The organism is Catenuloplanes japonicus (assembly GCF_000717135.1).
GTDB lineage: Bacteria > Actinomycetota > Actinomycetes > Mycobacteriales > Micromonosporaceae > Catenuloplanes > Catenuloplanes japonicus.
In genome coordinates this window covers 118,687-134,174 of the sequence record NZ_JNXY01000027.1, presented here as the reverse complement: position 1 = coordinate 134,174, position 15,488 = coordinate 118,687, and the positions used below count along the sequence as shown (strand labels likewise).

The 15,488-nt window shown below is 73.2% G+C and carries 15 protein-coding genes; 10 read left to right on the top strand and 5 right to left on the bottom strand.

The window, feature by feature from the left end:
• Positions 1–288: 288 nt before the first annotated feature.
• The 5 genes from OP04_RS33470 to cofC form a co-directional block, all read right to left on the bottom strand.
• Positions 289–1,221, bottom strand: coding sequence for an NUDIX hydrolase (locus OP04_RS33470; protein WP_085066965.1), 933 nt, complete (start codon positions 1,219–1,221; stop codon positions 289–291).
• Positions 1,209–2,741 carry a CYTH and CHAD domain-containing protein gene (locus tag OP04_RS33465; RefSeq protein ID WP_033343977.1) on the bottom strand — a complete coding sequence of 511 codons (1,533 nt, stop codon included), beginning with the start codon at positions 2,739–2,741 and terminating at the stop codon, positions 1,209–1,211. Before OP04_RS33465 ends, OP04_RS33470 begins: the two co-directional genes overlap by 13 nt.
• A 47-nt stretch (positions 2,742–2,788) precedes the next feature.
• The gene (locus OP04_RS33460; RefSeq protein WP_085066975.1) at positions 2,789–4,990 is read right to left on the bottom strand and encodes an RNA degradosome polyphosphate kinase; all 2,202 of its coding nucleotides are present in this window, start codon (positions 4,988–4,990) and stop codon (positions 2,789–2,791) included.
• 241 nt (positions 4,991–5,231) lie between these two features.
• On the bottom strand, positions 5,232–5,429 hold the full coding sequence (locus tag OP04_RS33455; RefSeq protein ID WP_033343912.1) for a hypothetical protein: 198 nt from the start codon (positions 5,427–5,429) through the stop codon (positions 5,232–5,234).
• Between the two features lie 56 nt (positions 5,430–5,485).
• Positions 5,486–6,127, bottom strand: coding sequence for a 2-phospho-L-lactate guanylyltransferase (gene cofC, locus OP04_RS33450; protein WP_033343911.1), 642 nt, complete (start codon positions 6,125–6,127; stop codon positions 5,486–5,488).
• Positions 6,128–6,363: 236 nt separating this feature from the next.
• Between cofC and OP04_RS33445 the strand changes: the two genes are divergently transcribed.
• The 10 genes from OP04_RS33445 (at position 6,364) to OP04_RS33400 (ending at position 15,481) form a co-directional block, all read left to right on the top strand.
• Positions 6,364–7,134: a lysophospholipid acyltransferase family protein gene (locus OP04_RS33445; RefSeq protein WP_051799471.1), complete on the top strand. Its 771-nt coding sequence runs from the start codon at positions 6,364–6,366 to the stop codon at positions 7,132–7,134.
• The gene (locus OP04_RS33440; protein ID WP_033343910.1) at positions 7,134–8,132 is read left to right on the top strand and encodes an NAD(P)H-dependent glycerol-3-phosphate dehydrogenase; all 999 of its coding nucleotides are present in this window, start codon (positions 7,134–7,136) and stop codon (positions 8,130–8,132) included. The genes OP04_RS33445 and OP04_RS33440 overlap by 1 nt, the downstream gene beginning before the upstream one ends.
• Entirely contained in the window at positions 8,129–9,235 is a 1,107-nt protein-coding gene (locus OP04_RS33435; RefSeq protein ID WP_033343909.1) for a cystathionine gamma-lyase, read from the top strand. Before OP04_RS33440 ends, OP04_RS33435 begins: the two co-directional genes overlap by 4 nt.
• A 43-nt stretch (positions 9,236–9,278) precedes the next feature.
• Entirely contained in the window at positions 9,279–11,504 is a 2,226-nt protein-coding gene (locus OP04_RS33430) for an ATP-binding protein (RefSeq protein WP_051799470.1), read from the top strand.
• A gap of 114 nt (positions 11,505–11,618) precedes the next feature.
• On the top strand, positions 11,619–12,068 hold the full coding sequence (locus OP04_RS33425; RefSeq protein ID WP_033343908.1) for an ATP-binding protein: 450 nt from the start codon (positions 11,619–11,621) through the stop codon (positions 12,066–12,068).
• Between the two features lie 83 nt (positions 12,069–12,151).
• Positions 12,152–12,466: an STAS domain-containing protein gene (locus OP04_RS33420; protein WP_408606811.1), complete on the top strand. Its 315-nt coding sequence runs from the start codon at positions 12,152–12,154 to the stop codon at positions 12,464–12,466.
• Positions 12,463–13,362, top strand: coding sequence for an NADP-dependent oxidoreductase (locus tag OP04_RS33415; RefSeq protein WP_033343907.1), 900 nt, complete (start codon positions 12,463–12,465; stop codon positions 13,360–13,362). Before OP04_RS33420 ends, OP04_RS33415 begins: the two co-directional genes overlap by 4 nt.
• 156 nt (positions 13,363–13,518) lie before the next feature.
• Positions 13,519–13,896 carry a GntR family transcriptional regulator gene (locus tag OP04_RS33410; protein ID WP_033343906.1) on the top strand — a complete coding sequence of 126 codons (378 nt, stop codon included), beginning with the start codon at positions 13,519–13,521 and terminating at the stop codon, positions 13,894–13,896.
• Positions 13,893–14,777, top strand: a complete 885-nt coding sequence (locus OP04_RS33405; protein ID WP_033343905.1) for an ATP-binding cassette domain-containing protein — start codon at positions 13,893–13,895, stop codon at positions 14,775–14,777. Before OP04_RS33410 ends, OP04_RS33405 begins: the two co-directional genes overlap by 4 nt.
• Positions 14,774–15,481 carry a hypothetical protein gene (locus OP04_RS33400; protein ID WP_033343904.1) on the top strand — a complete coding sequence of 236 codons (708 nt, stop codon included), beginning with the start codon at positions 14,774–14,776 and terminating at the stop codon, positions 15,479–15,481. Before OP04_RS33405 ends, OP04_RS33400 begins: the two co-directional genes overlap by 4 nt.
• Positions 15,482–15,488: the final 7 nt, after the last annotated feature.

Below are 15,488 nucleotides of genomic sequence, written 5' to 3'. Positions count from 1 at the left end.
ACGAAGTGCCCGGACCGCACCGATCGACGCGGTGAGATACAGGCGGTCTCACAGCTGGGAGCGGGGGAGCCTGGGTCACGCCGGGAGCGGAAGGGAACAGGCGCTCCCATCGCTGGAAGCGGGTGGAGGTCTGGATCACGCCGGGAGCGGCGGGGGAGCAGGCACTCTTATCGCTGGGAGCGGGTCGCGGCCTGGGTCATGCCGTAGGGAGAAGGGTGTTCCCGCCGCGCTGGGAGCGGGTCGCGGTCTGGATCACGTGGGAGCCGCGGGGAGCAGGCACTTCCACCGTTAGGAGCGGTTTGAGGCCTGGACCACGCGGGAGTCGGAGGGGAGCAGGCGGTCGTGGCCGATCAGGCGGTCGCCCGCGAAGGCGAGCAGCCAGCCGGTCCCCTTGGGGCTGTGGAAGTCGCGCGGCGTGCCGTGGCCGGCGACGCGGCAGAGCGCGTCCGGAATGATCTTGCCCTGGCTGCAGACCACGGCCGGTTCGCCGGCCTCGGCCAGCGTCCGGATCCGGTCGGCCGCGACCGCGTGGCGCGCCGCCGGCGTCTCGCCGGACCGTGGCTCGTCGAACGACGCGTCCACCTCGACCGGCAGGTCCACGTGCGCGGCCAGCGGCGCCAGCGTCTGCTGGCACCGCCGGGGCGAGGCGGAGATCAGCCGCTGCGGGCCGATGTGCGCGGCCAGTTCCGCCAGTTCCCGGGCCTCCGCGGCGCCGGCTTCGTCGAGCGGGCGGGCCGAGTCCGCGCCGGGCCAGTCCTCGCGGCGGCCGGCGTGGCCGTGGCGGACCACGGCCAGCACGGTGGTGACCTGCGGCAGCGCGGCGAACGCGTCCACCACGGTGCCGTCGTGCGGGTAGCTGAGCAGTCGGCGCGCCTCCGGCACCGGCAGCCAGCGCAGGTCGTCGACCTCCGCGTTCGGCGTGAACCTGCCGGGCGGCAGGTCCGGGCGGGGGCGCATGGACCAGTACTCCACGAGCTTGGCGGCGTCGCGGGTCTCGTACCGGATGGCGGGCAGCCTGACCTGGGGGACCGCGGGCACGGCCGTCTCCTCGCCCACCTCGCGCACGGCGGCGGTCAGCGGGTGCTCGCCCGGGTCGAGCTTGCCCTTGGGCAGCGACCAGTCGTCGTACTTCGGGCGGTGGATCAGGCATATCTCCGGCCCGTTCGCGGCCGGGCGCCACAGGACGCCCCCGGCCGCGCGCACGGTCTTCAGCGCAGCCAAGCGGTCTTCTTCGGGTGTGCCGCGACGGCCCACGCCGCGGGGAAGTCCCCGCGCACCGCGTGGATGATCGCGCGCTCTCGCTCGGCCAGGCGGCCGGCCGTCACTGCCATGCCATGATCATCCGGCTTCTCGCCCGCGAGGTCCAGCCACGTGTCCGCCGCCATCGCCGCGTCCTGGTGCTCACCGAGCAGATTCTGCACCTTGGAGAGCGCCTTGCCGAGCGCGACGGCCTGGCCGCCGAGCACGGGTGCGACGGCCTCGACCGCGTACCGTGCGCGCTTGCCGTTGATCCGGACGCCGTGCCAGCGCTCGTCCGGGTCGCCGGGTTGCAGGTCGGCCGCGCCGGCCGTGCCCTTGGCGCCGTTGACCAGCGCCTCCCACGGCGCGGCGACCAGGCGCGGGAGCACCTCGGTCGCGGGCGCGTCCGCGGCGGGGGACAGCTTCGGCTCGCGTGCGGCCTCGACCAGCAGGTCCACCAGCTTGCGGTAGCGGTCGGTGCGCAGCGCCTCGCCCAGCGCGTCGAGCGCGCGGCGCTGGCGCTTGGCCAGCCGGGCGTCCAGCCGGTCCACGGACTTGGCGGAGAGCGGCGCCAGCGGGTCGAGCGCGGCGGTCTTGCGCAGCCGTTCGCGCAGCACCTCGGCGTCGCGGGCCGCGCCCAGCACGCCGGCGATCCAGCCCAGCTCGTCGCGGAGCGCGCGGGACCAGGACGGCTTCACCAGCGCGCCGAACGTGCGCAGGTCGCTGCGGAGCCGGCGGCAGCCGACGCGCATCTGGTGCACGGCCGTGTCGCCGTCCGGCAGCGGCTGTTCGAGCCGGACCAGCGGGTCGTGCGCCAGGATGCGGCCGATGCCGTCCCGGATCGCGGCGGTGACCACGTCGCCCGCGGTCGGCGCGTCGGAGAGCGTGCCGGGCGGCACCAGGTCCGGCGCCGCGGTCGCGGCCGCGCCCATCGCCCGCGCGTGCTTCGGCGTGAACGTGCCGGCCGTGGCGCCGGCCTTGACCAGCAGCGCCTCGATCTCGTCGAGCAGGGCCGGGTCGCAGTCCGCGCGCTCCACCTCGACCTCGCGGAACGTGGAGCGGACCTTCTCGCCGTCCAGCACCTCGACGGTGTCGTCGTCCAGCTCGGCCAGTATGGTGCCGTCCTGCGCCTTGAGCAGGTACGCCCGGCGCGCGCTGCGGACCACCACGGCCGGGTTCAGGCCCTCACCGCGCGAGTACGGCGTGACGAGCGCGGCCATCTCCTCCGGCGGCGTCTTCGCCTTGCGGCCGGGCCGGGAGATCTCGTGCCGGGTGCCGGGCACGTCCGCCGGCAGCTTGACCGTCCACGGCTCGTCGTCGCCCTTGCGGAACCGCAGCGAGACGCCGGCCCGTGCCAGCCGCAGGTCCTCGGTGTCGAAGTAGGTGGCGGTGAGCACCTTCGGCTCCTTGGCCACCACCTGCCCGCCGGACGGAAGCGCGCCGGTCAGGTCGGGCAGGTCGAATTCCGTGGCCACTTCATATTTGCGTTCTTCCTCCAGCATGGTCGTCACCATAACCGCCGGAAGTTAACTCTCTCGTAAGAATCAGTTCAGCTGTTGGAGCGGATCGTGCGCCGCAGCAGCACGGACTGCAGGTGCTTGAGCGGCTTGTCGATTGTGGAGGTACGGCGGACCCAGGTGCCGTCCGGCAGGAGGTCGAAGCCCTCGCACTCGTCGCTCATCGAGATCCGCAGCACGGTCTCCAGCTCGCGGGTGGCGGCCGGGTCCGTCACCTGCACCAGCGCCTCGACGCGGCGGTCCAGGTTGCGGTGCATCATGTCCGCCGACCCGATCCAGAACTCGGCGGGCTCCTCGTACCGCCCGGACTCGACGTCCGACGACGACGGGCCGGGCCCGAACCGGAAGATCCGTGAGTGTTCCAGGAACCGGCCGACGATCGAGCGGACCCGGATGTTCTCGGACAGGCCGGGCACGCCGGGACGCAGCGCGCACATGCCGCGGATGACCAGCTCGACCCGGACACCGGCCTGCGACGCGCGGTAGAGCTGGTCGATGAACTCCTCGTCGACCAGCGAGTTCACCTTGATCTGGACCAGCGCGGGCAGGCCCTGCTGCGCACGGGCGATCTGGCGCTCGACGCGCTCGATCAGTCCCCGGCGCACGCCGTGCGGGGCCACCAGCAGCCGGCGGTACGACGTCTGCCGGCTGTACCCGGTGAGCACGTTGAACAGGTCCGTGACGTCCGCGCCGACCTCGGGGTCCGCGGTGAGCAGCCCGAAGTCCTCGTAGAGCCGGGCGGTCTTCGGGTGGTAGTTGCCGGTCCCGATGTGGCAGTAGCGCTTGATCTGGGTGCCCTCCTGGCGTACCACCAGGGAGGTCTTGCAGTGGGTCTTGAGACCGACCAGGCCGTAGACCACGTGGCAGCCGGCCCGCTCCAGCTTCCGGGCCCAGCCGATGTTCGCCTGTTCGTCGAAGCGCGCCTTCAGCTCGACCAGCACGACCACCTGCTTGCCCGCGCCGGCGGCCTCCACCAGCGCGTCCACGATGGGGGAGTCGCCGCTGGTCCGGTACAGCGTCTGTTTGATGGCCAGCACGTTCGGATCCGCGGCGGCCTGCTCGATGAAGCGCTGCACGCTGGTGGAGAACGCGTGGTACGGGTGGTGGACCAGCACGTCGCCGTCCCGCAGCGAGGCGAAGATGCTGCGTGGCACCTCGCCGTCGATCAGCCGCGGGTGGGTGGCCGGCACGAACGGCCGGTCCTTCAGGTCGGGCCGGTCGACCGCGCCGTAGATCTGCCAGAGCGCGGACATGTCCAGCAGGCCGGGCACGCGCAGCACGTCGTGCTGATCGACGTCCAGCTCACGGACCAGCACCTCGAGCATGTGGTCGGAGATGGAGGCGGCCACCTCCAGCCGCACCGGCGGGCCGAAGCGGCGCTGCGCCAGCTCCCGCTCCAGCGCCTTGAGCAGGTCCTCGTCGCGGTCCTCGTCGACCTCCAGCTCCGCGTTGCGGGTCACCCGGAACAGGTGGCACTCGACCACCTGCATGCCGGAGAACAGCTGGTCCAGGTGGACGGAGATCAGATCCTCGACCGGCAGGAAGCGCGCGGTGTTGCCGGTCGTCCTGATCATGACGAACCGGGGCACGTTGTTCGGCACCTTGATCCGGGCGAACAGCTCCTGCTGGCTCTCCGGCGACTTCACCGAGACCGCGAGGTTCAGCGACCGGGACGAGATGTACGGGAACGGGTGCGCGTGGTCCACGGCCAGCGGCGTGAGCACCGGGAAGATGTGCTCCCGGAAGTAGGTGCGCAGCTCCTCGCGCTCGGAGTCGTCCAGGTCGGCCCAGTGCACCAGGTGGATGCCCTCGGCCGACATCTTCGGCGCGACCTCGTCGCTGAAGCAGGCGGCGTGCCGCGCGACCAGGTCCGCGGTCTTGTCCAGGATCGTCTTCAGCTGGGTGCGCAGCGGGACCTGGTCACCGCCGCGGACCGGGATGCCGGCCTGGATGCGGCGCATCAGCCCGGCGATGCGGACCATGTAGAACTCGTCCAGGTTGCTGGCGAAGATGGCCAGGAACTTCGCGCGCTCCAGGAGCCGCGTGTCCGGGTCCTCGGCCAGCGTGAGCACGCGGGCGTTGAAGTCCAGCCAGGAGAGCTCCCGGTTGAGGAAGCGGTCCTCGGGGAGCGAGTCGTCGGGCTCCGGCTCCGCGCCGAGCAGCTCCTCTATCGGCATCTCGTCGATCGGGGCGGCGTCGGTCACGGCGGGGTCGAACGTCAGGTCCTGAGTCATCTCGGCCACCTCTGCAGCGTCGGTCGTCGTCTGGGGCGATCCGGCTTCGTCGGCGGGGTCGGGTCTCCGGGACAGCGGAACATGGTCACCACTGGGCGGAACCTCGACCCTAGCAGCAGGAACATCGGCGCGAACGAATCTTCCGTCCGGGCCGCGGCGTCGGACGGAGGCTTGCGCGGTGCTCACCAAATCATCATCACCCGACAAAGGTTACTGAAACGTGAATTCAGCTTCGGAAAGGTCAGATCAGGCCGGGAAAGGTGATCGAGATTACCTCGCCTCGATCATTCCGGTCGATGGTCAGCCGCTGGCCGAGCCGCAGCAACCGCAGCCCCGACGCGGCGAACGCGTCCGCCCCGAACGCGACCTCGCTCCCGTCGTCCAGCAGCAGCGTCCCGTGGTGGGTCTCGTCGTCGAAGCGCGCAACCGTTCCCTGCATGGCTTCAAACCCTAAACCCCGCGTGGGTACGGCGTGCGCGGAAAGTGACCAGGCGATCAGCAGGGTGTCGCGGGTCCGCAGGGTGCGGGCGCCAGCGCCGTGGTGTGCGCGCCCACGCCCAGGTGGGCGGCCGCGTCCAGGTCGGCCTCGGTGTCCACGTCCCGCCGCAGGGTCGGCCAGTCGCCGGTCAGCGCCAGCGCGCCGGACGCCGCGTGCGCGGCCGCGGACGGCCCGCCGAAGCGCGGGTCCAGCGGCACGCCGGGCGGCGCGGTGAGCAGCACGGTCCCGGTCCCGGGCGCGTCGGCGGCGAACCGGCGGCGCAACGGCGTCCCCGCGGCCGCGCGCAGCGCCGCGGCCAGCTCGGCGGGGCGCAGCGCGGGCAGGTCCGCGGTGAGCGCGGCGCGCCACGACCGGGCGGGGAAGCCGCTCTCGCCGTACCGGATGGCGGGGTTGAGGCCGTTGCCGGGCGCGTCCGGCGCAACGCGGGCGCCGAGCGCGGTCACCACCTCGGCCACCACCGGGTCGTCCGTGACCACGAGCGCCTCGCCGACCTCGGGACAGGCCAGGACCGCGGCGACCGTGTCCCGTGCGAGCGCGAGCGCCAGCGCCTCGTGGGACGCCTCCGGGACCGCGCCGCGCAGCCGGCTCTTGCCCACCGACACCGGCTTGACCGGAATGACCACCGACCACCTCTGCACCGGTTCATGGTGCCAGCTCGCGGGCCGGTCATCGAGCCACCGTCGCGGCGGGGTCGTGCGTCACCGTGCCGCCGCCGGGCGCGGCGGATCGGCCCCGCCCTGGTCTGACCGGGTCCGGGCAGGCATGATTTCGCTTCAGGCCTCAGGCGGCGGGTAGGGATCCCCGGCGCGGTCGCGGGCCTGGTGGGCGCGGCGCCGGGACCGGTCGTGCCCGGGAAGGACAGGGGGACTCCGTCGTGGCGCCACACAGACTCGGGTTCTTGCACAGGCTCGCCGCGTGCATCGTGGTGAACGGCATGCGCGTCCTGACGCGACCCACCTGGCGTGGCGCGGAACACATGCCGAAGGACCAGGGCTTCATCCTGGTCGTGAACCACTCCTCGCACTTCGACCCGTTCCCGGTCGCCGACTACGTCTACCGCAACGGCGTCTGGCCCCGGTTCCTCGGCAAGGCGAGCCTGTTCCGCCTCCCGGTGGTCGGGCCGTGGCTCACCCGGGTCCAGCAGGTGCCGGTCGAGCGCGGCAGCGCGGAGGCGGCGCTCTCGGTGGAGACGCTGGCCGCGGCCGTCCGCGAGGGCGGCGCCGTGGTCATCTACCCGGAGGGCACCACCACGCGGCACCCGGAGCTGTGGCCGATGCACGGCAAGACCGGCGCGGCCCGGGTCGCGCTGCTCACCGGCGCGCCGGTCATCCCGGTGGCACAGTGGGGCGCACACGAGGTGTTCGATCCGCGGGACAACCGGCTGCGGCTCCGTCCGCGCACGCCGGTGACGGTGGTGGCCGGTCCGCCGGTCGACCTGAGCTGGTGGGCCGGCGCGGAACCGACCCGCGAGGTGCTGGACCAGGTCACCGAGGCGATGATGCTGAGGATCCGGGACCTGCTGGCGGAGATTCGCGGTGGCGCCGCGCCGCCGTTGTGGCAGTACTCGGCCGCGCCCCGGCGCGGGCGGGCCGAAACGGCGAGCGAGCCCGCGCAGCGCGCGGGCGAACGGGAGGGAAAGACCTGATGCGGGCAGCCGTGCTGGGCGCTGGTTCGTGGGGAACCGCGTTCGCGAAGGTGTTGGCGGACGCGGGCACTGAGGTGACCATGTGGGCACGCCGGGAGGAGGTCGCGGTCTCGATCCGCGACAAGCAGCGCAATCCGGACTACTTCCCGGACACGCGACTGCCGGACCGGATCACCGCCAGCCCGCACGCGGCCGAGGCGATCGCGGGCGCGGACCTGGTGGTGCTGGCGGTGCCGTCCCAGACGTTGCGCGGCAACCTCGCGGAGTGGGCCGGCCACCTGTCGCCGGACGCGTCGCTGGTGTCGCTGATGAAGGGCATCGAGCTCAGCAGCACCAAGCGGATGAGCGAGGTCATCGTGGAGACCTCCGGCGTCGCGCCGGACCGCGTGGTCGTCGTCTCCGGGCCGAACCTGGCGCCGGAGATCATGCTGGAGCAGCCCGCCGCGACCGTGGTGGCCTGCACCGACCTGGACCGGGCGCGGCTGGTGCAGAAGGCGGTCACCGCCCCCTACCTGCGGCCCTACACGAACACGGACGTGATCGGCGCGGAGCTCGGCGGCGCGGTGAAGAACGTGATCGCGCTGGCGTACGGCGTGGCCACCGCGATGGGCCTGGGCGACAACACGAAGGCCACGCTGATCACCCGTGGCCTGGCCGAGACGCTGCGGCTCGGCGTGGCGCTCGGCGCGGACCCGCTCACGTTCGCGGGCCTGGCCGGGCTCGGCGACCTGGTCGCCACCTGTTCCTCGCCGCTGTCGAGGAACCGGACGTTCGGTGAGCGCCTGGGCCGCGGCGAGACGCTGGAGCAGGCGCAGGCGTCCACCCGGCAGACCGCCGAGGGCGTGAAGAGCTGCCTCTCCATCCGTGACCTGGCCCGCAAGCACAACGTGGACATGCCGATCACCGAGCAGGTGGAGCGGATCTGCCACGAGGGCCTGTCGCCGACCGGGGCGATGCACGCGCTGATGAACCGTTCGCTGCAGCACGAGGTCCGATGAGCACGCCCGGGGACGGCACCCGGGTGGTGCACGCGGGGCTGCCCGCGCCGGTGCCGGGCGAGCCGTTCCTGCCCGGCCCGGTGTTCGCGGCGCCGTACCACCTGGACCCGGTGGCCGGGCCGGGCGCGGCCGTGGACGGCTACGGCCGGCCGGACAACCGCACGCGGCGCGCGCTGGAGACCGCGATCGGCGAGCTGGAGCGCGGGGACACCCGGGTCTTCGCGTCCGGGCAGGCCGCGATCACGGCGGCGCTGCTGACCGTGCTGCGTCCGGGCGACGCGGTGCTGCTGCCGTCGGACGGCTACTTCGCGGTACGCGCGTTCGCCGCCGGCACGCTGGCGGAGCTGGGCGTGGACGTGCGGACCGCGCCGACGGCCGGGCCGTACCCGTCGTTCGAGGGCATCCGCCTGGTGCTGCTGGAGACGCCGGCCAACCCGGGCCTGGACGTGTGCGACATCCCGGCGATCGCGGCCGCGGCGCACGCGGCCGGCGCGCTGGTCGCGGTGGACAACACGGCCGCCACGCCGCTCGGCCAGCGCCCGCTCGACCTGGGCGCGGACCTGGTGGTCGCGTCCGGCACCAAGGCGCTGACCGGCCACTCCGACCTGCTGCTCGGCTACGTGGCCGCGCGCGACGAGGCGCTGCTGGCCCGGCTGACCACCTGGCGCGCGCAGACCGGCGGCGTGCCGGGCGCGTTCGACTGCTGGCTGGCGCACCGCTCGCTGGGCACGCTGGACCTGCGCCTGGCCCGGCAGACCGCGAACGCGGCCGCGCTCGCACCGCTGCTCGCCGCGCACCCGGCCGTGACCGGCGTGCGCTGGCCCGGCCTGCCCGGCGACCCGGCGCACGCGATCGCGAGCGCGCAGATGCGGCGCATCCCGGGCCTGATCGGCTTCGATCTCGGCAGCGAGGAGCGGGTGGGCGCGTTCCTGTCCGCGTCCCGGCTGATCTTCGCGGCCACGTCGTTCGGCGGGCTGCACACGTCGGCGGACCGGCGCGCGCAGTGGGGCGACGACACCACCCCCGGATTCGTCCGGCTGTCGTGCGGCGTCGAGGACACAAAAGACCTGGTGGAGGACGTGAAAGCGGCTCTCGGCGGTTAGTCGTTTCGCCACCCGGAAGCCGGGCGAATGGGACACTGGCGTCGTGGGTGGGTGGCGCGGGCGGTGGGACCGGCGGTCGCACGGGCACCGCGGCGCGCTGCTGGTCGCCGGGATCGTGCTGGCGGCCGGGCTGGCCGTGATGGCCGCCACCGCGCTCGCGCTGCACCGGCAGGACGCGGCCGCCGCCGGCCGGATCATGGATCAGCGCACGTCGCTGGCGCAGTCCGCGGTCACGGTGGAGACCCGCCGGTACGTCGACCTGCTGCGCACGGTCGCGGCCGGGCTCGGCGAGGCGTCCGCGCTGGACGCGGACACGTTCCAGAAGAGCTCGGCGCCGCTGTCCGGGACCGGGCTGCCCGGCGCCGCCTCCGTCGCCTACGTCGTGCCGGTGCAGGCCGGCGACGTCGAGGCCGCGCAGGAGCGCTGGCGGCGGCTCGGCGCGGACGCGCTCACGCTGCGCGCGAAGGCCGGCGTGCGCGAGCACATGTTCACGATCTTCTCCCGCACGATGGACAACGGTGCGGCCCCGGCGGCCGGCCTGGACGTGGCCCAGGCCGCGGAGCCGTCCGCCGCGCTGAACGAGGCCCGGCGCACCACGCGCACGACGGTCTCCGACACCTACGTGCTGCTGCGCGACCAGGGCCTGCCCGAGGCGGAACAGCAGCGGTCGTTCGTGTTCGCGGCCCCGGTCTACCGCGGCGGCACGTTCGCCGGCTGGCTGGTGATGGGCATGCGCGGCCAGGACTTCCTCCGCGTGGTGCTGGCCTCGGCCGGGCAGGACCTGCTCGGTGGCAGCCTCTCCGCGACCGACGGCTCCGGCCTGCCGACCACGGTCGCGGAGCTGCCCGCACCCGGCCGCACGGACCTGCGCCGGGAGCGCACGGTCGAGGTCGCGGACCGCCGCTGGACGCTGACCACCACGGCCGACTCCGTGCGGCTGCCCGGTGGTTACAGCGCGCTGCCGCTGACCACCGGCGTGGCCGGGAGCGCGATCGTGGCGCTGCTGGCCGGCCTGATCTACGTGCTCTCCACCGGGCGGGCGCGCGCGGAGCACCGGGTGGTCACGGCCACCGCGGAGCTGCGCCAGGCCGAGCGCGAGGCCCGCCGCCAGTCCGGGCTGCTGGCCGCCGTGATGAACAGCATCGGCGACGGCGTGGGCGTGGTGAACGAACGCGGCGAGTTCCTGCTGCACAACCGCGCGGCACGGGCGCTGCTCGGCGTCCAGGACGACATCGCCGGGCTGGACGGCTGGCAGGAGCACTACGGGATCTTCCGCACGGACGGCACGCCGTTCCCGGCCGAGCAGCTGCCGCTGGCCCGCGCGCTGGCCGGCGAGTCCTCGGACGGCGTGGAGATGGTGATCCGCAACCCGGGCCGGCCGGACGGCGTGCTGATCTGCGTGGACGGCCGTCCGCTGGAGCCCAGCGCCGGCCAGCGCGGCGCGGTCGCGGTCTTCCGGGACATCACCGAGCTGCGACGGTACGAGTCGGACCTGGCCGCGTTCGCCGGCGTCGTCGCGCACGACCTGAAGTCGCCGCTGGCCATCGTGTCCGGCCACTGCGAGGCCGCGGACGAGATCCTCGCGGAGATCCTGGCCGAGCCGCCCGCCGGCGCGGACCGGGGTGCGTGGCGGCCCGCGGCCGAGGAGGCGCGGGAGACTCTCGGCCAGGCGGTCGGCGGCGTGCAGCGGATGGGCGTGCTCATCGACGACCTGCTGGCGTACACGACGGCCCGGGACGCGCCGCTGCGGCTGCGCGCGGTGGACCTGGGCGCGCTCGTGGCCGAGGTGGTCGCGGACCGGACCAGCCGCGGCGCGGTCGGCGACGGCGAGGCACCGCGCATCTTCGTCGGCGAGCTGCCCGAGGTGATCGCGGACGCCGGCATGCTGCGCCGCGTGCTGGAGAACCTGATCGGCAACTCGATCAAGTACGTGCGCGAGGGCACGACCGCACATGTGGACGTGACCGCGAACGCGGACCCGGTCGGCTGGGCGCACATCCAGATCGCGGACCGCGGCATCGGCATCCCGGACGCGGACAAGCCGCACGTCTTCGACTCGTTCCACCGCGCGCACGAGGGCACCGGATACGCCGGCACCGGCCTCGGCCTGGCGATCTGCCGCCGGATCGTGGAGCGGCACGGCGGCACGGTCGCGGTCGGCGACAATCCCGGCGGTGGTACGCGTTTCCACTTCACGCTGCCGCTCGCGACCGCGCTGAGCGGCCCGGTGGCGTCCCCGCACCGGTCCGGCGACCGGATCGCCTCGTGACTGCGTACGCGCGACTGATGATCGGCGGGCCGAGGTCATCTAGGCTCGTGACCAGACGACCGCGAGTGAATCGCGAGACACCGCGCGGTGACCGCGCGGACGGGAGGAGCGTGGATGGCTGGCGACAGCGCCGGAGCGGACCTCCTCCTCGATCTGGCCTTCACCGCGACGGACGTCACAGCGCTGCGCCACCGCATCGCGGACCTCGCGCGCGGTGCCGGGCTCGGCGGTGACCGGCTCGACGACTTCGCGCTGGCCGCCTACGAGCTGCTGACCAACGCGGTCCGGCACGGCGGCGGCACCGGGCGGCTGTGGCTGCTGCGGGCACCGGACCGGCTGGTCTGCCAGGTCGCGGACGACGGCCGGGGATTCGTGGCCGACGACCGGAAACCGGGCGAGCGGCCGCCGGAGCCGACGTCGCCGGGCGGGCTGGGACTGTTCCTGGCGGAGCAGCTGACGGACGGGATCGAGATCGTGAGCGGCGGCCGGGGGACAACCGTTCGCATTTACATCACTACAGAAAGCGAACAATCGGAGTCGTCCTACCCGATGTCCATCGGTTGACGGATTACCCTTGTTCGGCGGCAATCATCTGGACCAGGATCGAGATGCGGGAAGCAGAACGCGGCCGGATCGGAGGAAGTCTCGTGGCGTTCACCGTCATGCCGGAGACCGGCGACACCCGGACAGCCACCGTGCGCCTCGCGGGTGAGCTGGACATGAGCACCGTGCCGGAGCTGGACACCGCCATCACCCAGTTGGTCGGCACCGGCCGCAACCGCCTGGTCGTGGACCTCGCCGAGCTGGCGTTCTGCGACTCCACCGGGCTGGCCTGCCTGGTGCGCGGCGACAACCGCTGTGCGGAGGTCGGCGGCTGGCTGCGGGTGACCAACCACCGGGGCCACGTGGCCCGCGTGCTGGCGGTCAGCGGCCTCGACGAGTTCCTGCAGTACCAGCCGTGAGGGCGGTCCGTTTCACGGAGACCGGCCCGTCCTCCGTGCTCCACGTGGACGACGACGTTCCCGAGCCGCACGCCGGTCCGGGCCGGATCCGGATCGCGGTCGTGGCCGCCGGCGTCAACGCCTGGGACTGGAAGGTCCGCTCCGGGCTGGCCGGTATCCCGGTGACCGCGCCGAGGATCCCGGGCGGCGACGCGGCCGGCGTGGTGGACGAGGTCGGCGACGGCGTGACCGGCGTCGCCGTGGGTGACGAGGTCTTCGGCGTGGCCGCGTCCGGCGCCACCGCGCAGCACGCGGTGCTGGCGCACTGGGCGGTCAAGCCGTCGGCGTTGTCGTTCGCGACGGCGGCCGGACTGCCCACGCCGGCCGAGACCGCGGTGCGCGCGCTGGATCTGCTGGGCGTGGCCGCGGGCCGGACGCTGGTGATCGGCGGTGCGTCCGGCGGCGTCGGGCTCACCGCGGCGCAGATCGCCCGCGAGCGCGGCGTGCACGTGATCGGCACGGCCTCGCCGTCGCGCCACGACCTGCTGCGCCGGCTCGGGATCACGCCGGTGGCCTACGGCGACGGCCTGGCCGCGCGGGTACGGCCGCTCGCGCCGGACGGGGTGGACCGCGCGCTGGACGCGGCCGGGCACGGCGTGGTGCCGGACCTGATCGCGCTGACCGGCGACGCCGCGCACGTGGTCTCGATCGCGGACTTCTCCGCGCACGGCGCCCGGACCACGGACGGCGGCGAGGGCCGGTCCTGGGACGCGCTGGCCGAGGTGGCGGCGCTGATCGAGGCGGGGCGGCTGGAGGTGCCGGTCGCGTCCGAGTTCCCGATGGCCGAGGCCGGGGCGGCGCACGATCTGAGCGAGAGCGGCCACGCGGGCGGACGAGTGGTGATCGTCGTCGGCTGACCGGTTTGCCCCGGGGACCCGTACCATATGGTGATTTTTTGGCCCTTGCCCCTTTGTGGGTGGGGGTCTTTTTTGTGTCTTCACGGCCGTGGTTCTTCGGTGCTAGGGTTCATTACACAAGTAATGAACCACTGAACCGGCGAAGGGGGCGAGGCGGTGTTCGACGACCGAAGCCCGATCTATCAGCAGATCGCCGAGAAGATCAAAGACGAGATCCTGACCGGGGCGCTCAAGGAGGACGAGCAGGTCATGTCCACCAATCAATACGCATCCTTCTATCGGATCAACCCCGCCACCGCGGCCAAGGGCTTCCAGCAGCTGGTGGACGAGGGCGTGCTCTACAAGAAGCGGGGGATCGGCATGTTCGTCAGCGCACAGGCACGCGAGCAGCTGCGCGGTCAGCGTCGCGAGCGGTTCTTCACCGAGGTGGTGGACGCGATGATCGCCGAGGCACAGATGATCGGCATCCCGCTCGACGAGGTCGTGGCCCGCATCGCCGCCGTCCGCATCCCGTCCGGCGAGGTGGAGCGATGAGCCTCCCGGTCTCCGTGCGCGACCTGCAGCTCCGCTACGGCGACACGGTCGCGCTGGACAGGCTCTCGTTCGACCTGGCCGCCGGCAAGATCTACGGGCTGCTCGGCCGCAACGGCTCCGGCAAGACCAGCCTGCTCTCCGTGCTGGCCGCGTTCCGCCGGGCGAGCGGCGGCACCGTGCTGGTCGACGGCGAGGACCCGTTCGAGAACGCGCGGGTCACCCGCCGGGTCTGCCTGATCCGCGACAACGTGGACGCGGAGGAGACCGACCGGGTCGGCGGCGTGCTCGACCTCGCGGCCCGGCTCCGGCCGGACTGGGACGCGGACTACGCCGGACGTCTGATCAAGCAGTTCGACCTGCCGCTGCGCAAGCGCGTCTCCGGGCTCTCCCGCGGCGGCCGCTCCGCGCTCGCGGTCACGCTCGGGCTCGCCACCCGCGCGCCGCTGACCATCTTCGACGAGTCCTACCTGGGCCTGGACGCGCCGTCGCGATACGCGTTCTACCAGGAGCTGGTCGCGGACTACGCGGAGCACCCGCGCACGATCATCCTCTCCACGCACCTGATCGAGGAGGTGGCGAACCTCTTCGAGGAGGTCCTGATCATCGATCGTGGCCGGCTGCTGGTCCACGAGGAGACGGACACGCTGCGGCAGCGCGGCGCCACGATCACCGGCGAGGCCGGCGCGGTCGACGCGTTCGTCACCGGGCACGGGCTGGAGGCGCTGGGCGAGAAGCGGCTCGGCGGCACCAAGGCCGTCACCACGTACGGGCTGCTCACGGACGGGCAGCGCCGCGAGGCCGCCGGGGCCGGGCTGGACATCGCGCCGGTCGGGCTGCAGGACCTGTTCATCCACCTGACCGCCGCCGGGGGCCGGCGATGACCACGGTGGCCGTCTCGCTGTTCCGCAGGCTCTGGCCGGTCTACGCGGTGTTCGCCGCGCTGCTGGTCACCGTGGTCGCGGTGGTCGGCACGCTGATCGGGACGTACGGGTCGCTGACCGACAGCGCCTGGAACATCGGCGCGGCCTCGACCACGAAGTGGCTGGTCGGATCGATCGGGTTCATCCTGCTCCCCAGCTACCTGCGGCAGTACGTGGCGAACGGCGTCACCCGGCGGGAGTTCCTCGGCGGCGGGCTGCTGTTCGGCATCGGCTCCGCGGCCGGGTTCGCACTGCTGGTGCTGGCCGGGTTCGGCGTCGAGCGGCTGATCTACGGTGCCACCGGGCTGATGGACGGGCTCACCGAGCCGTACCCGGTGCACTCCGCCGGCTCCGCGGTCGCGGTCCTGGTCCGGGCGTTCCTGATCTACCTGGCCCACATCTGCACCGCCTGGCTGGTCGCCGTCGGCTTCTACCGGTACGGCGCGCTCACCGGCCTGCTGCTGATCCCGCCGTCGCTGGTGCCGGCGTTCGGCTCCGAGCTGTTCTTCGGCACGGAGTGGAGCCCGGTCGGCGGCGTGGACCTCCTGGGGCTGGACCTGCCGTTCGCCGCGTCCGCACTGCTCACCGCCGTGCTCGTGGTCGCCGGGTGCGCGATCGTCCACCAGCTCGGCCGCGCCGTCGCCATCCGCGGCAAGATCACCTGAGGAAGGC